This is a genomic window from Pseudomonas sp. HK3 (assembly GCF_052920985.1).
Map to the genome: position 1 here is coordinate 1,129,461 of NZ_JBREXD010000001.1, position 18,166 is coordinate 1,147,626.

General features: G+C 43.5%; 21 protein-coding genes. 5 read left to right on the forward strand and 16 right to left on the reverse strand.

The annotated features are described in order from the left end of the window. Positions 1 to 9 precede the first annotated feature (9 nt). Both ACU6U9_RS05360 and ACU6U9_RS05365 read right to left on the reverse strand, forming a co-directional pair. Positions 10 to 1,005 (reverse strand): hypothetical protein, encoded by a 996-nt coding sequence (locus tag ACU6U9_RS05360; RefSeq protein ID WP_446734030.1) that lies wholly within the window; start codon positions 1,003 to 1,005, stop codon positions 10 to 12. A gap of 90 nt (positions 1,006 to 1,095) precedes the next feature. After that, positions 1,096 to 1,827 (reverse strand): nucleotide-binding protein, encoded by a 732-nt coding sequence (locus ACU6U9_RS05365; RefSeq protein WP_446734031.1) that lies wholly within the window; start codon positions 1,825 to 1,827, stop codon positions 1,096 to 1,098. A 141-nt stretch (positions 1,828 to 1,968) separates the two neighbouring features. Here ACU6U9_RS05365 and ACU6U9_RS05370 point away from each other — a divergent pair, with 141 nt between their 5' ends. Then, on the forward strand, positions 1,969 to 2,436 hold the full coding sequence (locus tag ACU6U9_RS05370) for a DUF4124 domain-containing protein (protein ID WP_446734032.1): 468 nt from the start codon (positions 1,969 to 1,971) through the stop codon (positions 2,434 to 2,436). On the opposite strand, the gene ACU6U9_RS05375 is transcribed toward ACU6U9_RS05370, so the two are convergent. From ACU6U9_RS05375 to ACU6U9_RS05390, 4 genes are all read right to left on the reverse strand, one after another. Beyond that, the gene (locus tag ACU6U9_RS05375; RefSeq protein WP_446734033.1) at positions 2,437 to 3,081 is read right to left on the reverse strand and encodes a WD40 repeat domain-containing protein; all 645 of its coding nucleotides are present in this window, start codon (positions 3,079 to 3,081) and stop codon (positions 2,437 to 2,439) included. Further along, entirely contained in the window at positions 3,029 to 3,388 is a 360-nt protein-coding gene (locus ACU6U9_RS05380) for a hypothetical protein (RefSeq protein WP_446734034.1), read from the reverse strand. Before ACU6U9_RS05380 ends, ACU6U9_RS05375 begins: the two co-directional genes overlap by 53 nt. A 139-nt stretch (positions 3,389 to 3,527) precedes the next feature. Further along, positions 3,528 to 4,004, reverse strand: a complete 477-nt coding sequence (rsd, locus tag ACU6U9_RS05385; RefSeq protein WP_446734035.1) for a sigma D regulator — start codon at positions 4,002 to 4,004, stop codon at positions 3,528 to 3,530. Positions 4,005 to 4,182: 178 nt separating this feature from the next. After that, positions 4,183 to 4,680, reverse strand: coding sequence for a disulfide bond formation protein B (locus tag ACU6U9_RS05390; protein ID WP_446734036.1), 498 nt, complete (start codon positions 4,678 to 4,680; stop codon positions 4,183 to 4,185). A 126-nt stretch (positions 4,681 to 4,806) separates the two neighbouring features. Here ACU6U9_RS05390 and ACU6U9_RS05395 point away from each other — a divergent pair, with 126 nt between their 5' ends. Further along, the gene (locus ACU6U9_RS05395; RefSeq protein ID WP_446734037.1) at positions 4,807 to 5,220 is read left to right on the forward strand and encodes a flagellar basal body-associated FliL family protein; all 414 of its coding nucleotides are present in this window, start codon (positions 4,807 to 4,809) and stop codon (positions 5,218 to 5,220) included. 54 nt (positions 5,221 to 5,274) lie between these two features. Here the strand turns inward: ACU6U9_RS05395 and rmf are convergent, their stop codons facing one another. From rmf to yrfG, 8 genes are all read right to left on the reverse strand, one after another. Continuing rightward, positions 5,275 to 5,478, reverse strand: coding sequence for a ribosome modulation factor (rmf, locus tag ACU6U9_RS05400; protein WP_446734038.1), 204 nt, complete (start codon positions 5,476 to 5,478; stop codon positions 5,275 to 5,277). A gap of 114 nt (positions 5,479 to 5,592) precedes the next feature. Next, complete coding sequence (gshA, locus tag ACU6U9_RS05405) at positions 5,593 to 7,155, reverse strand: glutamate--cysteine ligase (protein WP_446734039.1); 1,563 nt, start codon at positions 7,153 to 7,155, stop codon at positions 5,593 to 5,595. Positions 7,156 to 7,290: 135 nt separating this feature from the next. Further along, positions 7,291 to 9,621 carry a Tex family protein gene (locus ACU6U9_RS05410; RefSeq protein ID WP_446734040.1) on the reverse strand — a complete coding sequence of 777 codons (2,331 nt, stop codon included), beginning with the start codon at positions 9,619 to 9,621 and terminating at the stop codon, positions 7,291 to 7,293. A 153-nt stretch (positions 9,622 to 9,774) separates the two neighbouring features. Beyond that, the gene (locus ACU6U9_RS05415; RefSeq protein ID WP_446734041.1) at positions 9,775 to 10,629 is read right to left on the reverse strand and encodes a hypothetical protein; all 855 of its coding nucleotides are present in this window, start codon (positions 10,627 to 10,629) and stop codon (positions 9,775 to 9,777) included. A 160-nt stretch (positions 10,630 to 10,789) separates the two neighbouring features. Continuing rightward, positions 10,790 to 12,367, reverse strand: coding sequence for a phosphoenolpyruvate carboxykinase (locus ACU6U9_RS05420; protein WP_446735058.1), 1,578 nt, complete (start codon positions 12,365 to 12,367; stop codon positions 10,790 to 10,792). Positions 12,368 to 12,602: 235 nt separating this feature from the next. After that, the gene (hslO, locus tag ACU6U9_RS05425) at positions 12,603 to 13,490 is read right to left on the reverse strand and encodes an Hsp33 family molecular chaperone HslO (RefSeq protein WP_446734042.1); all 888 of its coding nucleotides are present in this window, start codon (positions 13,488 to 13,490) and stop codon (positions 12,603 to 12,605) included. Between the two features lie 62 nt (positions 13,491 to 13,552). Further along, positions 13,553 to 13,954: an RNA-binding S4 domain-containing protein gene (locus ACU6U9_RS05430; RefSeq protein WP_446734043.1), complete on the reverse strand. Its 402-nt coding sequence runs from the start codon at positions 13,952 to 13,954 to the stop codon at positions 13,553 to 13,555. Next, the gene (yrfG, locus tag ACU6U9_RS05435) at positions 13,947 to 14,621 is read right to left on the reverse strand and encodes a GMP/IMP nucleotidase (protein ID WP_446734044.1); all 675 of its coding nucleotides are present in this window, start codon (positions 14,619 to 14,621) and stop codon (positions 13,947 to 13,949) included. The genes ACU6U9_RS05430 and yrfG overlap by 8 nt, the downstream gene beginning before the upstream one ends. Before the next feature lie 60 nt (positions 14,622 to 14,681). On the opposite strand from yrfG, the gene nudE reads away from it, so the two are divergent. The 3 genes from nudE (at position 14,682) to ACU6U9_RS05450 (ending at position 16,569) form a co-directional block, all read left to right on the forward strand. Continuing rightward, positions 14,682 to 15,230 carry an ADP compounds hydrolase NudE gene (gene nudE / locus ACU6U9_RS05440; protein ID WP_446734045.1) on the forward strand — a complete coding sequence of 183 codons (549 nt, stop codon included), beginning with the start codon at positions 14,682 to 14,684 and terminating at the stop codon, positions 15,228 to 15,230. Positions 15,231 to 15,256: 26 nt separating this feature from the next. Then, positions 15,257 to 16,072, forward strand: a complete 816-nt coding sequence (gene cysQ / locus ACU6U9_RS05445; RefSeq protein WP_446734046.1) for a 3'(2'),5'-bisphosphate nucleotidase CysQ — start codon at positions 15,257 to 15,259, stop codon at positions 16,070 to 16,072. A 281-nt stretch (positions 16,073 to 16,353) separates the two neighbouring features. Further along, on the forward strand, positions 16,354 to 16,569 hold the full coding sequence (locus ACU6U9_RS05450; RefSeq protein ID WP_446734047.1) for a hypothetical protein: 216 nt from the start codon (positions 16,354 to 16,356) through the stop codon (positions 16,567 to 16,569). 70 nt (positions 16,570 to 16,639) lie between these two features. On the opposite strand, the gene ACU6U9_RS05455 is transcribed toward ACU6U9_RS05450, so the two are convergent. After that, positions 16,640 to 17,002 (reverse strand): response regulator, encoded by a 363-nt coding sequence (locus tag ACU6U9_RS05455; protein ID WP_446734048.1) that lies wholly within the window; start codon positions 17,000 to 17,002, stop codon positions 16,640 to 16,642. A gap of 35 nt (positions 17,003 to 17,037) precedes the next feature. Next, positions 17,038 to 18,150: a GGDEF domain-containing protein gene (locus ACU6U9_RS05460; protein WP_446734049.1), complete on the reverse strand. Its 1,113-nt coding sequence runs from the start codon at positions 18,148 to 18,150 to the stop codon at positions 17,038 to 17,040. Positions 18,151 to 18,166: the final 16 nt, after the last annotated feature.

Consider the following 18,166-nt stretch of genomic DNA (forward strand, 5'->3'; position numbering starts at 1 on the left):
AATCAAATCTTAGTTATTTTCAGAAAATAAGCTTTGTACTGAAGGTGTTGGCATCTCAGACTTAGCTTCAGCTGCTACTTTTGCTGGCTTAGCTGCTTTTTTCGCTTTAGGGGCTTTTTTTGCTTTTGCTGGCTTAGCTGCTTTTGCAGGTTTGGCCGCTTTTTTAGCTGGCTTAGCCGCTTTTGCAGGTTTAGCTACTTTTTTTGCTGGCTTAGCTGCTTTCGCTTTTGCAGGCTTGGCTGCTTTTTTTGCTGGCTTAGCCGCTTTCGCTGCTTTTTTAGCCGCTGCTTTCTCTTTCGCTTTTTCTTTCGCTAAAGCTGCTTTTTCTTTCTTCGCTGCTGATTTAGCCGCTTTAACCGCTGCTTTTTTTAATTTAGCCGCTTCTTTTTTAATCTTGTCAGCTTCTTTTTTAGCTTTAGCTTTCACTTTGGCTTTTTCAGCTGCTACTTTAGCTTTGGCTTTTGCTTTAACAGAAGCGGCCTTAGCTTTTGCTTTTTCTTTGGCTTTAGCCGCTTTTTCTTTCGCTGCTTCTGCTTTCAAGAAGGCTTTTTCAGCCGCTGTGCGTACTTTCTCAACTTTAGCTGCTTTAGTGGCTTCAGCTTTTACTTCTGCTTGGTTTGCTTTTAGAGTGTTCGCAACTGCTTTAGCCGCTTTTAATACTTTAGCTGCATCGGCTGCTTTTGCTTTAGCGCTTGCTAATTGCTGAACACCAGCTGCTGTTTTCTTAGCTTTAACTTTAGTCGCAACTTTTGCTTGAGCATCTTTTGCTTTTTTAGCCGCATCAGCCGCTTTGGTAACCGCTTTAGTAGCAGCCGCTACTTCTTTGTTTACTTCAGCAAGTTGCTTCGCATGCGCTGCATTTAGCTGAGTAGTCAGTTTTGTAATTTCGCTTTGCAATTGAGCAACTGGTCCAACTGCTTTTTTAGCCACTGCTTTCTTAGCCGGTGCTTTTTTTACAGCTGCTTTAGTTGCTTTCTTTGCTGCGGGGGTTTTACGTGCTGCCATGATTACCTCTGGGTATGCTCTGTGTGGGTACGGCAATTATACAAACACAAAACTGATACGCCAGATTTAAACGACATTTTTTCAATATATTTAAATATTTTTGCTGTTATTGAGCTGAATGTAGAGCCAATTGATTAATGGCTGCCATTCTTCGAGATCTTTTTCGTGGGGTTGGCTGAAATCAAAAATACCCATTCCAAATTCTGCAGCACGAACATATTGCTGTGTATCGCGAATAGTCGTGATAAATGGGATGTTTAAACTATTGAGAAAAGCTTCTAATTTGTTGTAGCCAAGGGTATTTCGCTTAACGCGATTTGCAACGACTGCAATCGGCTTTGGTTTAATGCGAAATCCTGGGCTCAACAAAACATCTTTTATAAATCCAGTGGCCGCCCTGATATCGATCACAGAGGGAACCACTGGCATTAAAACAAGATCACAATGTCGAAGGTGGTCACAAAGCACATTTCCGCTAATACCTGCTGGTGTATCTATAATGATGTGAGTGGTGTTAAGCGGGACCATTAACTGAAAACTGCGTGTCGTATGATTATCATCTTTACGGTAAGCCGCTACAGAATAAATAGGTGGCAGTGTTTTACTTCGGGCATCTAGCCACTGCGCACTGGATCCTTGTGGATCATGGTCAATTAATACGACTTTTCCACCTTTACTCGCATAATAGGCGGCCGTATTCGTGGCAAGCGTTGTCTTGCCGCAACCGCCCTTCGCATTTGCAATTAAAATTCGCTTTGGTTCAGCATGAGATATCACTCGTGCTGTTTGCGGTTTTATGGCGTCAAATTTTTTCCCTGGCACCTTTTCACCTAATTCCTTGGCTAATATCACTCAGTCATAATTGTATGACTAAGGCCGCTGATCTTTATGGCCGGCTTCACTCGCTGATCATTCTCATGATTTGAGGTATAGTATGGTTCAATATTTACAAGGAACGTATCCATGAGTATTTTCAATAAATTGCTATTACTTGCACTGGTTCTAGCAATCGCAAGTCCCTTTATTCTCAAAAAACCAGATGGTAGCCCTGTTTTAGATATTTCAACATTTCTTGAACCCGTTAAAAATATAGGTCAATCTGCACTACCAACCGCAGCCCCCAAATCACTTTATCGCTGGCAAGATGCCAAAGGCAATTGGCAATATAGTGATCACCCGCCTGAAGGTGAGAGCGCTCAAATGATTCAGGTAGAAGATAAAATCAATTCTATGAAAACCATTGATCTACCTGAAGGCTACCAAGATAAACCTAAAGCCAATGAGCGCTTTGATCCAACAGATGGCAGTGGCTCTTCATTACCGCTAACCACTGCACCCATTGAAAAAGTACCTGAGATGCTGGATCAAATAAAAGATTTCCAACAATCTCTCGATAATCGACAACAACAGCTTGATAACATCAACCGCTGATCAGTCTAGCTGATACGTCAATCCATTAGCCCCCACCGCTTTATAACCTTGTGGGGCAAATGCCACATCCAACACCTGTATACTTTTCGTTACCCAGCCGCTCTTTGAAGATAACTGCCAAATTTTCAATTTTATTGCCTTACTTATATCCCATAAGATAATTTGACCACTCGAGCTGCCTGTCAGTAATTGTGTTCCATCATCATTAAAGCGTGCACTTTGAAACGTCCCATTATCTTGAGGTAATTTTGCCAGTTCTTGGCCGCTTTCTAAGTCCCATAGAATACTGTCATCCCTGTGACTCGCTGCAAAACCCAACCGGCCATCTTGCGTAATCGCAACGACTTTTATTTGGTTACGCAGCTCCCACGTATACATGGCTTTACCATCACTTAAACGCCAGACTTTGACCGTGGAATCATCCCCGCCAGACATGGCCCATTTATTATCTCGGCTCATACTAACGGTTTGCACGATACCTTCATGAGGTAAGCGCAACTTAACGCCGCCATTTTGAATATCAAATAACACCGCCTCATAATTATCTAATCCCAATAATGCGAGCTGGCCATCATTACTCAATGCCATATCTTCAATGTTTGGCTGGCGCTTCCCATAGCCAAAATGCTTCGCCTGTTGTTGCATTCCATAGGACTATTTTTCTGTGCTCTGCGGTGCTAGCAAATCGATCATTATCACTTAGTGCACACGACAAAATACCCGTTAAGCTTTCCGCTTTATGATTCCAATCATATAAACGCTCAGCAGGGTTCACCTGCCAATAACTGCCACCATGGTGAATTGAGCCTACTAATACATGCTCACCATTCGTCGATAAACAAGCACTGTAAACCCCTTGCACGGCGACTTCCCATTGCTTGGATGGGCTATCGCCACTTGAACACGCCGTTAATAGATATAGTGGTAGTAAAAGAGTAATAATAATTTTCATAAACGGTATCCCTAAGTCCTATTTAGAGTGTAGGCGAGTATAAAAATTTTGGCAGATTTGAAACGAGGAGGGATTTGTATTTGGCTAAAAGGCGTCTTTGACGCCCCTTAGCTATAAAGCGATTGTGCCACTTGAAAAATCACGCAATCATTTCTTTATGAACATTGTGCAGTGCTTCGATTAGCTCATCTTCTAGCTCAAAACGTTCTTCTAATAACTCACCTAATTCTGATAAGTCTCTTGGTAGATCAACCAGCTTCTCAATACATTGCTCAGCGCTATCGTAATTATCATTAAACTCTACACACTTAACGGTAATTTCCTCTAATCGCGGATAATGATGCTTAGCCAGTTCAATGCCACCATCATTAAACTCTTTTGCTTCGCGAACAAGCTGCTCATACACTTCGAAATGCCCTGCGCTACAGTAGTCCATCAATACTTGGCAGAATGCCTGAACTTTAACCGACAGCGGTGTTTCTCTTGGGCTATAGGGTTTTAGCCCTTTTATAGCACAATACAAAACCAGCAGTTCTTGTCGCTCATTAAGCCAACGATCTATTAGTGAGTTCACACCACCCCAACGTTCTTTTGCATCTTTGCAACTTTCTAGCATGGCCAATCCTCTTACTTATACTTATGGTCTAAGGTCCAGTACCTTCAATATAGGCACTGGTTTTGACCGCTGCAAGCTCAAAATTTTCGATATTTATAATGCTTGAGCCTACCTCGCTTTTGCAATAGTATCGCTAGGAAGCGTATTTTTTTTCACATTCAAGCATGGCGTTTTCCTGCTACTTTTTAGCGTTTTTAATCGCTAAATACACGCCCACACAAACAAATGCTATAAACCAAACCAAAACCCACTGAGGCATTGAAAGCCCTAAAAAAGCCCAATGAGAATCAGCACAATTACCATTGCCTCTTAGCATTACCGTTAATACTTCTGCCCAAGGCAGGGTATCCACCATGTACTCTAAACTTGGCCCGCAAGTGGGTATCTGGTCTGCCGGTAAACTTTGTATCCAAACATGACGTCCTGCCACACCGATTCCAAACAGCGCACTAAGTACCATAAATACATAACTAACCAAACGCGCTATTTGGTTGTGCGCAAGAAGAAACCCGAATAATCCCGCAATACCAACCAGCAATACCGCTATGCGTTGCATAATGCATAACGGACAAGGGTCCATATATAAAAAATATTCAAAATAGTATGCACCTGCCAGCAGTGCAGCACAGGCTAGGAACACACCTAACGAAATCATTCGATTGGAAAACGGCAACATAAATACCCTTAATAGTGAGACGAGAGAAAAAGCGTTCAAATATAGACACAAGTTTATGCCTTTGGTTGCAGCAAGCGGCTCAAGCTGTTCTATGCTAAATACAGAAAACGCAAAAAGGAATCCCATATGAAACGTGTTTATTTAATAATTGTAATGACTTTATTGAGTCTTAGCAGCTTTGTTAATGCCGCTGAAGCACCGCCAGCGGGTAATGCTACACAGTATGTTCATTTGCAACCTGCATTTGTGTTGAACTATGACGACAATACCACAGGCCGGTTGAAGTATATTCGCACAGATGTGGCGTTACGAGTGATGGGGGCCGAAGCCGCTGGCAAAGTGAATCACCACCAAGCGTATATTCGTAATCAATTGGTATTGTTGTTAAGCCAGCAAAATGAAGCGACTATCAATAACCCACAAGCACGTGAAACATTACGCCAAGTGGCATTGGATGAGTTGAGGGCATTATTAACCGAACTAGAGGGCAAGCCCTATATTGAGGATTTATACTTCCAAAATTTTGTGGCGCAGAATTAGCCGCAAGACGTTATCTATGGGCACATAAAAAAGGCCACGAATTCATGGCCTTTTTTATAGGGTTTGCTTGAATGAGGCGGCGTGCTTAATATCGAATTGCTCTTTTCCATCTTGCCAGCCAGCTTCCCACGCGTTAACAACAATTTCAGCCTTGTGAGGACAGACAATAACAGCTTTGCCTACCATCCCAGCCATAAAACCGTGGCGGTATGCTTTTTCCAAATTTTCAAGATCCCAGTGAGGTTCCACTAGTTTCATAGCCAGATCCATATGCCTTTTAAAGTAAATCTATCTCACGAAGGATCAATATCAAGCAAACCACTGGTCTAATTGAGCCAATATGGATTTTATCCGACCCATTTGTGACGCGCCTCACACTTTAACAAGATAATCTGCCAAGTATTGTGCGAATGTCATGTCATCGCCTGCTTCAATTTCATGCTGTTTTTCTGCTGACTGTTGCACAAGATTCAACCAGTGAGCATTTTTTTCTTCACCAATAGGCGCTTTAAAATAGTCGGCTACTTGCTTAGCTTGCTGCAAAGCAAATTGTGAAAATGATTGTTGGTTGTCTTTCATGCTAGCCAACACTTGTGCACTTGGGGTTAGCGACACATCGTCCATGCGTTGTTGCATGACGGCTAAAGCGGTTTGTAAATCAGTATTTTTTTGTTTGTCATCCAACAGTTTTGCCAGAGGCGCCATATTAGCGAGTAATTCATTACCCCAATCTTTTAAACGCATATCATTACCGTGACGCTTCAGCGTAAATTCAGGATCTCGACCTTCCATTACAACGTGTTTTTGGTTTTCAGATACTTCTTTACATTCACTTTCGCTCAAACGTTCACTTGGGCTTAATAGACAATATGCTAAGAACAAATCCATAAAATTAATTTGATCGCGGTTCGCACCTAATGCTTCAAATGGGTTTAGATCAAGGCAACGTACTTCAATGTATTCAACCCCGTGTTCGTTTAAAGCGGTTAACGGCTTTTCACCATTTTTGCTATTACGCTTTGGTCGGATGTCTGAGTAGTATTCATTTTCAATTTGTAGAAGATTGGTATTGAGCTGCTTGTATATGCCGTCTTGTTCAACACCCATCTGTTCATATTTGGCAACGGACTGATGCATCGCCGTTTTTAATGTGTTGGTATAAGTAGGTAATCCGTTAAAGCACACAAATAAATCGTCTTGTGCATTGTTTTGATAACCCAAGCCACTCATGCGCAAACTCGTGGCATAAGGCGCATAAAGAGTATTATCATCCCATTTCTCTAAGTTGTGCTCTTCACCTTCAAGAAAGCTAGCGTCAACGGCTGGGCTTGCTCCGAATAAATACAGCAACAACCAAGAGTAACGACGAAAGTTACGAATCAAACCAAAGTAACCTTTACTCACAAAGTCTTTATCTAACGTTTCACCTTGCCAATCGGCAATGGCTTGCCAAAGTTCTTGCGACACTGAGAAGTTATAATGCAAACCTGCAATGCACTGCATCTTACGACCATAACGGTGCCACAAACCATGTCGATAAACATGCTTGAGCGTACCCACATTGGATTTACCGTAATAGGCAATAGGCACATCTAGCTCGTCATTAATCACACCAGGCATAGATGCAGGCCAAATATACTGCTCAGGCAGGTATTGAAAGCTGAAGCGCTGAGCGTCATCAAGAAAAGCCAACACATCATCGGCATTGTCTTTAACTGGCGTAATAAATTCGAGTAAGGCCTCACTGTAATCCGTGGTGATATGCGGATGTGTCAGCGTGCTGCCTAACGCATTGGGATGAGGCTCAGGATTTATTTGAGCATTCGCATTTACTCGTAAGCCTTCTTTCTCAATACCACGAGAAAAACGCAAGGCAGAAGGCGCAATGGCTTGCAGATGAGTAAGTACTTGGTCGAATGGCATTGTCTGAGACAAAGGAGGCTATCCTTAAGATATAAATTGGGGCGATTATAGCCAGCTTATACAAGGATAAAAACAAGTTAAGCGCAACACTGTATCCTAATAAGCATGCATTCACCTTCGAATGCATGCCATCAGTTTAGTTCAACATTACAATCGCTTGCCTTTCTTTTTCTGCGCTTGTGCGAATAGTGCCGCCATTGGGTTGTTCCCAGCGGCCGCTTGCGGCTGGCTTGAATGCTGACGAGGAGTCGAATTACGCGGCTTACGTTCACCACGGGGTGTGGCTTTTTCAGCTTGGTAATCACTGGCGCTGTCACTCATTCGCATCGATAAAGCGATTCGTTTACGTGGTGCATCGACTTCCATCACTTTTACCTTCACCACATCGCCGGCTTTTACCACTTCACGAGGGTCATCAATAAATTGATCACTCATCATAGAAATGTGCACTAGGCCATCTTGGTGTACACCCACATCAACAAAGGCACCAAACGCTGTCACGTTAGTGACGACACCTTCTAGTATCATGTCGTCGCGCAGATCTTTGATTTCTTCAACACCGTCTTTAAATTCGGCGGTGACAAACTCAGGACGCGGATCGCGGCCAGGCTTTTCAAGCTCAGCCAAAATATCTTTGATGGTTGGTAAGCCAACTTGTTCGGTCACGAACTCGCTGGCATTCACCGCTTTTAAGAAGGCACTGTCACCAATGACTGACTTCACCTCTTTTTGCGCTTTAGCCGCAATCTGTTTCACCACATCATACGATTCAGGGTGAACGGAACTGGCATCTAAAGGATTTTTACCATTGGCAATTTTTAAGAAGCCCGCAGCCAGTTCAAATGTTTTACCACCCAGACGCGGCACTTTTTTCAAGTCGGTACGGCTTTGATACGCGCCATTTTCTTCACGAAAAGCGACGATATTGTTAGCGATAGTGGTATTCAAACCAGACACTTTCGTCAGTAGAGGCACAGACGCCGTATTTAAATCCACACCCACGGCATTCACACAGTCTTCAACCACAGCATCTAGCGAGCGAGCTAACGCAGACTGAGAAACATCGTGCTGATACTGGCCCACACCAATGGCTTTAGGCTCAATTTTCACAAGCTCTGCCAGCGGGTCTTGCAAACGACGAGCAATGGATATTGCGCCACGAATGGTCACGTCTAAATCAGGAAACTCTTTTGCGGCCAATTCAGATGCACTATAAACCGAGGCACCCGCTTCACTGACGACAATTTTTTGCACTTTCAGCTTTGGGTTTTCTTTAATGAAGTCTGCTACTAAGCGATCCGTTTCACGGCTACCTGTACCATTACCAATGGCAATCAAACCTACATTGTGTTTTTCGCATAGGACTTTAAGCGCTGCTTTGCTTTGTTCTATTTGGTTTTTTGGCGGCGTTGGATACATAACCCCATGATCCATCACTTTACCCGTGGCATCCACAACCGCCACTTTTACACCCGTACGTAGACCAGGGTCTAAACCGATGGTCGCCTTGTGACCAGCAGGTGCCGCCATTAATAAATCTTTTAGATTCATGGCAAAGACTTTGATGGCTTCATCTTCTGCACTTTCACGAATACGAGTGACTAATTCATTTTCAAGTGATGTTAATAACTTTACACGCCATGTCCATTTAACTACTTCACCTAACCATTTATCGGCAGGGCGATTGTTAAACTCTAGGTTATAAAAATTGGCAACCATGGCTTCGCACGGGCTCGCGGTTAGCTTATCGCTGGGATCACCAGTAACCAAGTTGGAGCTTAAAAAGCCTTCATTACGGCCACGTAAAATTGCCAGTGCACGGTGGCTCGGGACTTTATTCAATGGCTCATCGTGTTCGAAGTAATCTTGGAATTTTGCCGCTTCGTTTTCTTTACCCGGTACAACGCGTACGCTCAAAGTGGCTTCTTGCCATAAAAAATCACGTAACCGTTGAATAAGGTCTGCGTTCTCAGCAAAGCGCTCCATCAAGATGAATTTAGCACCATCTAAAACCGCTTTTACATCTGCAAAACCTTTGTCTGCATCAATGAAACTGGTCGCTTCATTTTCAGGATTTAACGCTGGGTTTTCCAATAAGGCGTTGGCTAATGGCTCTATGCCTGCCTCAATTGCAATTTGACCTTTAGTGCGACGCTTTTGTTTATATGGCAGGTACAAATCTTCAAGACGGTTTTTGCTATCCGCCAACATGATCTGGCCTTTTAACTCGTCGGTCAGCTTGCCTTGTTCTTCAATGCTTTTAAGAATAGAGGTACGGCGGTCTTCCATCTCACGCAAATAACGTAAGCGCTCTTCAAGTGTACGCAATTGACCATCGTCCATACCGCCTGTGACTTCTTTGCGGTATCGAGAAATAAACGGGACAGTGGCACCTTCATCAAGTAACGCGACAGAGGCGACGATTTGCGTTAGCTGTACATTCAGCTCAGTTGCTAATGTTTGAAATATACGATCCATAAACCACTCATGTACATTATTGTTATGGCCTGCCGAACCCATTTGGCAGGTGGCTAAGAATTATAATGCACCAGAGGTAAAATTACTGGTTTGAATTGGCATAAAAAGAAAGGTTTTGAGAGCCTAATACAGACTGTTTTTTAAACAGAAAAACTAGAATCCCAATTTACGTGAAATCGAAAACTGAGCTTGCTGTGTCACATAGCGATAATCGCCGCTACTGCGGTTTTCAAAGCCAGAAACGGATACTTCTGCCTCCCAGTTTTTCCAATCCATGCCTAAAAAGACCTTAATACCTGAACCAAACCCTGATTCATTGAAACGTGTATTTTCACACAGATTTTTAAAGCCGTTTTTATCGGAGACCTTACCATCCACGAAGTCACTGCCATATTGATAACAATCTTCATCGGACTTAAGCTCTGTTAAATAACCCGTGCCACGTACACGGCTATACATCAGATTAAAGCCCACACCAAACTTAATGTAACGGTACGGTGTGTCATCGTTGCGGCCATAACTGTAAAAAACAGACGGACTAAAAGCCAGCACATTCATTCCTGAATATGTATCTAGATCCACCGTTTTCTGATGACTACTTGAATCCCCTCGTTTAATCACCTGTTTGATTGCGTAATCATCAAAGTAAGAAAACCCCAAACTGTAACCAAAGTTACTCTCACCAAAATAGCTATCGCTCAAGCTCACTGCTAAAACCGGACGAGGTTTAAAGCCACTCGATAAAATAAATGCATCTTTTTTGGTTTTAATATTTTGAAATTTGACTTGTCGTTCGGTAAAACTTACCCCCACTTGAAAATAAATACGCCCGAACAAGCCGGAAACACTATTCGCACATTCGCTGTTGCGAACTTCTTCATATAGCTCTTCACATTTTTTATAGCCTTCAGACAACTCTTCAACTTTGTCCGATATTACGCCTGCCCAACTTACAGGCGATATAAGTATTAAAGCACCAATAACTAACATGAAAGATCTAAGCAGCATATTCATCTCGAATGTGAAGTGATGATTTAAATATAGCGGTTTTCACATAAAAAAAGCGCAACAAAGTTGCGCCTTTAAAATTCCTAGGGTGAGGAATGATGACCTTGGGAGGTCGATATCCGAAAAGAGCCATGAATGGCGATTCGGATAAAACGGTAACTTATAGCTGAGGACCCGCAGCGCGAATCGCATCAGATACATCATACTTCTTGAAGTTATCAACGAACTGCTGAGCAAGACCTTGCGCTACTTCTTCGAACTTAGACTTATCAGCCCATGCGTTAACTGGGTTTAGCAACTTAGCATCAACCCCTTCAACCGCTTTAGGGACTTTAAGTGCAAATACTGGCGTGGTATCAGTATCGGTATCACGTAACGCGCCAGACTGAATCGCTGCAATAACAGCACGCGTTGTCGGGATAGAGAAACGCTCACCACCCGCGCCGTTAGGGCCGCCGGTCCAACCTGTGTTTACTAGGTAAACTTGAGAATCAAATTCGGTTACGCGCTTCATTAAAAGCTCAGCGTATTCACCTGCTGGACGCGGGAAGAAAGGCGCACCAAAACAAGTAGAGAACGTAGATTTAAGACCTTTAGAACCCCCCATTTCGGTAGAACCAACCAGCGCGGTGTAACCAGACAAGAAGTGGTAAGCCGCTTGCTCTTTAGTCAGAATAGAAACAGGAGGCAATACACCCGTCATATCACAGGTTAAAAAGATAACCGCTTTTGGCTCACCAGCACGGTTCTCAAGAACGCGTTTTTCGATGTGCTCAAGTGGGTATGCACAACGGCCGTTTTCAGTTAGTGATACATCGTTGTAATCGGCAACGCGTGTCTCAGGGTCGATCACAACGTTTTCAACGATGGCACCGAATTTAATCGCATCCCAAATAATTGGTTCGTTCTTTTTAGAAAGATCGATGGTTTTTGCGTAGCAACCGCCTTCGATATTAAATACGGTACCTTTGCCCCAGCCGTGCTCATCATCACCAATTAGGTAACGGCTTTGGTCAGCAGACAATGTGGTTTTACCTGTACCCGATAAACCGAAGAACAAACAGGTATCGCCGTCTTCACCTACGTTGGCAGAACAGTGCATAGGCAGCACGTCTTTTTCAGGCAGTAGGAAATTCTGTACAGAGAACATGGCTTTTTTCATTTCGCCCGCGTAACGCATACCAGCAAGTAGCACTTTGCGTTTAGCGAAGTTGATGATGACACAACCATCAGAGTTAGTACCGTCACGCTCAGGCACACATTCGAAGCCTGCCACGTTCAGGATCTGCCACTCTTCTTTATCAGAAGGGTTAAACGTATCTGGACGGATAAATAAGTTACGGCCAAACAGGTTCTGCCAAGCAGTCTGTGTGGTCATTTTAATTGGTAGGTAATGTTGCGGGTCTGCGCCTACGTGCACTTCAGATACAAACTTGTCGTGCTGATCTAAGTAAGCTTCTACGCGATCCCAAAGAGCGTCGAATTTATCCGCGTCGAAAGGACGGTTTACATTGCCCCAATCGATGGCATCAGACGTACTTGGTTCTTGAACGATGTAACGGTCTTTTGGAGAGCGACCAGTACGCGCACCAGTTTCAACAACAAATGCGCCATTGTCTTGTAGACGGCCTTCGCCGCGCTCTAGTGCTTTTTCTACCAACAAGGCAGAAGAAAGATCGGTGTAAACGGTGGTCATAATGCCCAATCCAACAGAAGTAAGTCGCCGGCTTGTGGCCAGCTAACTGAAAACATTACCGCTTAAAGCAAGTAAGCCTTAAACGAATTACAAATTTTAGGTGCGCGATTATGCCAGAAAATCCAAATTAGGCGAATAGGCAGCCTATAAAAAGACCCGTATCGACTACCCAATGGCCGGCGAAGCCACTTGCAGGTCAGCAAACATCATGGGTATACAGTCTATTTATGGTGCCTATACTTGCTATAAATTGGATTTATTATCGTTTACTTGTGCACTAATGCAGGCCTTTTCCCGCTTTAGCGCTTTCTAGCGGGAATAATCCATTAACGTCACTTTGCGTAAAGCTGTAGTGCTGACCACAAAACTGACAATCTGCGCGAATTTTTTTCTGTTCATCAATTATGTCTTGGCACTCTGTGTAGCCTATCTGAGTCAAGGCCACAGACAAACGCTCTTTCGAACAGCTGCAATTAAAAACCAGTGACTGCCCATCGTATAAGCGCACTTGCTCTTCATGGAACAAGCGATGCAAAATTTCATCATTTTCTAGATGCATCAATTCATCTGGGCGCAGAGTTTGAGCCAGTTGCGTTAAACGATTCCACGCGTCTTCATCTACATCAATTGCCTCTTGTACTTCACCCAGAGCAGGCAGCTCTTGCAATAATAAGCCTGCGGCTACGCCATTTTCACAACTTATCCACAGGTGGGTGTCTAGCTGCTCAGACTGACGGAAATAGCCTTCAAGGGATTTGGTAATACTCCCCTCTTCAATCTCAACGATTCCCTGATAACGACGACCCTTGTCTGGCTCAATTGTAATAATTAGCTGACCTTTTGTGCCCAGTAAATTGCCTTCTGAGATGTCTTTGTCGTGATCCATACGGGCAATGCCGCGCAGTTTGCCGTCGTGTCGCGTTTCAGCCAGTAAAATACGCACTGGCCCATCGGTTTGTACTTGTAAGCTCAACAAGCCTTCAATTTTAACAGTGGCACTTAACAGTGCGGCAGCCACCAGTAATTCGCCTAATAAGTTATTAACAGGCTCTGGGTACGACTGACGCTGATACACTTCAGCCAAGGTTTGTTTTAAACCCACCAGCTCGCCACGCACATGGCAGTTATCAAAGGTAAATCGTTGCAATATATCGTGACTGGCCATTGGGCTCTCTTCTGTATTGCCAAGCCGTTAAGCTTGGCTATTTAATCTAGGTTTACACGCAATTAAAGATTGGTGTCTTCATGAAACTTATGAATTTGGCGACGCTCTTTTTTGTTTGGCTTGTGATCAAACAATGGATTTGCCTTGGCAAATTTACGTCTGCGCTCCGCTTCATCCATGCGCTTTTTGATACTGTCAGCCGACTCTTCATATAATAGCTGCGCCACAGGTGCGCTACCGCGATGCTCGCTGACCTTAAGCACAGTGATGGTTTTTTCCTCAAACCCAGTGCGAATTTTTAACGTCGCGCTCACATCAACTGTTCGGCTAACCTTGCAGCGCTGGCCGTCGTACAGCACCTTACCGCCCTCTATGGCGGCTTTAGCCAGTGCACGGGTTTTGAAAAAACGAGCGGCCCATAACCATTTGTCTAGGCGAACTTTTGCCGATTTGCTCTCACTCACTACGGGTATCCTTTGGCGCAGGCATCACGTCGGTAAATTCATCAATACTGTGAAAATCGGTTATCGCACGTTTAGGCTTTTGACTATCTGGCTCATGAATACACATAAGGTGGCCAATGCCATAACGTTTCGCGGATTCTAACACAGCCAAGCTGTCATCAATGAGGACGGCACGGGATTTTTCAAAGCCTTCGTCTTGGGAAAGACTGTGCCAAAAACGCTGGTCTTCCTTAGCGTAACCATAATCATGAGAACTAATAATTCTATCCACCATAATGTCTAACCCAGTGCGGTGCATTTTCAAGTCCACACTGTCGCGATGCGCATTGGTCACAATCACACTACGCTTACCCGCCTTACGAACCGCTTCAAGAAAATCAGGAACATGAGGACGAAATTGAATTTTATGTGAAACATCCTGCTTTAATTGGGCAATGGGCAGGCCTGTCAGCTCACTCCAGTAGTCTAAGCAATACCACTCTAATTGGCCCACTTTTGCTTCCATTTGCTTTGATAATTTAGCAAGGGCGGCTGGTTTTTCCATGCAGTGATGTTCGGCGTATTTCTGTGGTAAGTGCTCTAGCCAAAAATAGTTATCAAAGTGTAAATCAAGCAACGTACCATCCATATCCAACAAGACAGTGTCGATTTCATTCCAGTGGATCATTTAATTGCGGCCTCTTAACGTTCATACTGCGCGACTTTACCCTATTATAGTGTGTTGGACATGGCTCAGAAACCGCAAATATTAGATCGTCACATTGTGGCCCAAAGTCGACTGTTTACCATCGAGACGATGGATCTTAAGTTTTCCAATGGTGTTGAACGTACTTATGAGCGCTTAGTACCTGGCGGCTCAGGTGCCGTTATGATGGTGCCAATTAATGCCAAAGGCGAAGTCCTCCTGATACGCGAATATGGTGCTGGCATAGAAGATTACACCCTAACCTTGCCTAAAGGGGCCGTTGATTTGGGTGAAACCATTGAACAAGCCGCCGAGCGTGAACTCAAAGAAGAAATTCACTTTGGGGCGAAACAGCTGCATTTTTTGAAGAAAATGAGCTTAAGTCCAAGCTATATGAAAAGTGGCATTGATGTACTTATTGCACTAGACCTATACGAAGCCTCATTGCCAGGCGACGAACCAGAACCATTAGATGTTATCGCTTGGCCGCTGGATGATATTGACACGCTAGTACAGCGAGCAGATGTCACAGAAGGTCGTGCCATTGCCGCGCTATATATGGCAAGGTCTTGGCTGTCAGCCCGTAATTAATCGTTATTAGAATCAGCAGAGTCACTATGCAACCAAATTATGCAGCCGTCATTGAATTAGCTCGAACAGCAGGTGCCGCGATTTTAGACATCTATAATCGCAGTGAATACACAGTGGTTGAAAAATCCGATGAGAGCCCACTTACCGAAGCAGATCTTGCCGCCCATCACATTATTAACAATGGCCTATCTGCAATCTTAAATGTGCCTGTCATCAGTGAAGAAGCTGATACGCCCAATCAAGAACAACGGGCACAGTGGAAACAATTTTGGCTAGTGGACCCCCTCGATGGCACCAAAGAGTTTATTAATCGTAACGGTGAATTCACCGTCAATATTGCGCTCATTGAAGAAGGGCAGCCCATCTTTGGTTTAATTTACGCACCCGTGACCGATGAGTGTTTTTATGGTGGCGAAGGTAAAGCATTTTGCAAAGTGGGTGACGACCACGCCATCCCGCTTAAAGCCAGCAACCCAAATGTTCAAATCGGAGAGTTTGATCGAATCAGAGTACTTGGCAGCAAACGACACGGCACAGAGGCGCTAAATCGACTCTGTGACAAACTCGAACATAAAGTGGCATCGGTTGAAAGAATTGCAGTGGGCAGCGCGTTAAAACTTGCGTATCTGGCCAGCGGCCAAGGCGAAGTATACCCACGCTTTGGAAATGTCAGCGAGTGGGATATCGCGGCGGGACATGCCATTTTACGCTGTGTGGGTGGCGATCTTTTATCGTTACAATATGAAACCATTCGCTATGGCAATAAGCCATCCATGATTGTGCCGGGCTTTTTTGCAGTGGGTCAAATAGACTTTGATTGGCGGACCCTTTTGCTCTCGTGATGCCTTTTTATAGGCTGTGTTGTATTTGGGTATAAAACCGCGTTTTTAGGCTCCTTTTCTGTTTATATCAGCATGACTGCCTTTGTCATATTTTTTACATTTAACCTTGATTTTTGCGTCAATTTTTACGCTTTATTCACCTTTAAATTCAATATTTACGCACTAATAGCCAGAGTATTATTGAACACTGCTTTTAATGCGAAAATCATCCTTAGTATTCGTTACCCCATTCTTGGTTTTTAACTATGATTAAGCTCAAAGTTAATCAATAAAGAAGTCTGATGATGATGACATACAGCGTTCACCCAAAAATTTATCGTCTAGAAAATGAGATTCAAATTATCGAACGCCATATGCGCAACGCGCAGCAGCGCATGGGGATGAATAACCCTGCCATATTACATAACTATCGAGAAATGATTCGCACTCGCCAAGAGCTAGTAACGCTATTAAGCGCAAAAAAAACTGGCTACAAGAAAGTAGCGACTTATTCTTAAAATGAATACATGAACGCTAACGGGGGGTCAAATAAGGCAAAGGCCGGATTTGATCAAAACATACATTTGATTAGCCAACTGTCCGATCGACGGCCTGTAACAATCGGTCTTTATCAACAGGCTTTGCAATCCAGCCTGTTGCACCCACCGATTTCGCTTTTTGCTTTTTATAATCCGCTGTCTCTGTGGTCATAACTAAAATCGGTTTGGTTTTATAGTTATCGATTCGACGCAAATTGCCAACTAAACTCATGCCGCCCATTTCGGGCATGTTCAAGTCTGTAATCACCAAATCAACGGTATGATCTCTGGCAAAATCCAGTGCTTCGCGGCCATTTTCTTTCAAAAAAACCGTATGGCCTGCATTTTCTAATACCACCTTCATTAACGTGCGAATCGCTTCGCTGTCATCCACTGCAAGAATACTGGCCATGATTTTTTCCTCATTATGACTATTACTAGCCTAGCCTATTTCGCGACACTCACACGATTACGACCCGCTTGTTTCGCTTTATAAAGTGCTTTATCAGCACGCTCAATAACCAACTCAAACCCTTCACTCGCCATTTGTTGGGCCATCCCAAAACTGGCAGTCACATGTAATGCTTTTTTCTTTGTTTTTTCACCCCGTTTATTTTTTTTACGTTCAAAGCTTTTTGGGTACAACTCATAATTTTCAATATTTTTACGTGTAAATTCTAACCCGTCAATTACATCTTGCTGTGCACAATTTGCAAAGACTAAACAGAATTCTTCACCACCATAACGGTAACCATTAGCTTTCGGCGTTAAGCTGATTAATTTGGCAATTACTCTAAGTACGTCGTCTCCAACTTGGTGCCCATGGGAGTCGTTAAACTTCTTAAAGTGATCCACATCGACCATCGCTAAATAGTAATGTTTACCCAGTGTTTTTAATTTGAACTCTAACGCACGGCGTCCCGGTATACCTGTCAGCTCATCAACAAACGCCATGACATAACTGTCCAAAGTCAATGAAAACAGAGCCGCAAATGATACCCATAAAATCAAATAACTATCGTCAGCCCACTTAAAATTAAACGCCAAAACAACAAGCAAAGGCCAGTAACTCGACCAACGTCCAATGCGCCCCCAAAAACGGACAAACACCAAAGGCAACGCCGCAAAAATAATATAAGGCCAATCCAATGAAAGATAAGCATAAGGCAGCACAGCGTCAGGTATTGGTAATAACCTCAAAGAGAAACAGACAAACAAAGCCAACAAACCAACGTTAAATATATGCAATGGATGAAACCAAGGTCGCTGACCCCATTGCAAGTTCACCACGCATAAATAAAACAAGAAAATAAGAAAGGCAAACGGCGCAAAAATATCTAAGTTAAATTGAAGTGAGCTAGGTAAAGACATCATTAACATGGGCAAAACCGTAAACACGGTCTGTTGCTGCAACAACAAAAAAGCTCGGCCAAGGGTAAATGCAATAAGGGCGGTAGAGATATAATCGGGCAATAAAAAATCATGCGCTGGCACAAAGCCCAGAGCAAATAATGTAATACAAGGAAGAGCGATATTGGCTATCGCCAGTCTCAACTTCATGGCCGGATCCTTGGCA

Coding starts and splice junctions, on each gene's coding strand:
- ACU6U9_RS05375 (WP_446734033.1), bottom strand. CDS start 3,081: ATGCAACAACAGGCGAAGCATTTTGGCTATGGGAAGCGCCAGCCAAAC.
- ACU6U9_RS05360 (WP_446734030.1), bottom strand. CDS start 1,005: ATGGCAGCACGTAAAACCCCCGCAGCAAAGAAAGCAACTAAAGCAGCT.
- ACU6U9_RS05395 (WP_446734037.1), top strand. CDS start 4,807: ATGAAACGTGTTTATTTAATAATTGTAATGACTTTATTGAGTCTTAGC.
- ACU6U9_RS05370 (WP_446734032.1), top strand. CDS start 1,969: ATGAGTATTTTCAATAAATTGCTATTACTTGCACTGGTTCTAGCAATC.
- rsd (WP_446734035.1), bottom strand. CDS start 4,004: ATGCTAGAAAGTTGCAAAGATGCAAAAGAACGTTGGGGTGGTGTGAAC.
- nudE (WP_446734045.1), top strand. CDS start 14,682: ATGGCTCAGAAACCGCAAATATTAGATCGTCACATTGTGGCCCAAAGT.
- ACU6U9_RS05390 (WP_446734036.1), bottom strand. CDS start 4,680: ATGTTGCCGTTTTCCAATCGAATGATTTCGTTAGGTGTGTTCCTAGCC.
- ACU6U9_RS05415 (WP_446734041.1), bottom strand. CDS start 10,629: ATGCTGCTTAGATCTTTCATGTTAGTTATTGGTGCTTTAATACTTATA.
- ACU6U9_RS05455 (WP_446734048.1), bottom strand. CDS start 17,002: ATGGCCAGTATTCTTGCAGTGGATGACAGCGAAGCGATTCGCACGTTA.
- ACU6U9_RS05410 (WP_446734040.1), bottom strand. CDS start 9,621: ATGGATCGTATATTTCAAACATTAGCAACTGAGCTGAATGTACAGCTA.
- ACU6U9_RS05460 (WP_446734049.1), bottom strand. CDS start 18,150: ATGAAGTTGAGACTGGCGATAGCCAATATCGCTCTTCCTTGTATTACA.
- yrfG (WP_446734044.1), bottom strand. CDS start 14,621: ATGATCCACTGGAATGAAATCGACACTGTCTTGTTGGATATGGATGGT.
- hslO (WP_446734042.1), bottom strand. CDS start 13,490: ATGGCCAGTCACGATATATTGCAACGATTTACCTTTGATAACTGCCAT.
- rmf (WP_446734038.1), bottom strand. CDS start 5,478: ATGAAACTAGTGGAACCTCACTGGGATCTTGAAAATTTGGAAAAAGCA.
- cysQ (WP_446734046.1), top strand. CDS start 15,257: ATGCAACCAAATTATGCAGCCGTCATTGAATTAGCTCGAACAGCAGGT.
- ACU6U9_RS05450 (WP_446734047.1), top strand. CDS start 16,354: ATGATGATGACATACAGCGTTCACCCAAAAATTTATCGTCTAGAAAAT.
- ACU6U9_RS05380 (WP_446734034.1), bottom strand. CDS start 3,388: ATGAAAATTATTATTACTCTTTTACTACCACTATATCTATTAACGGCG.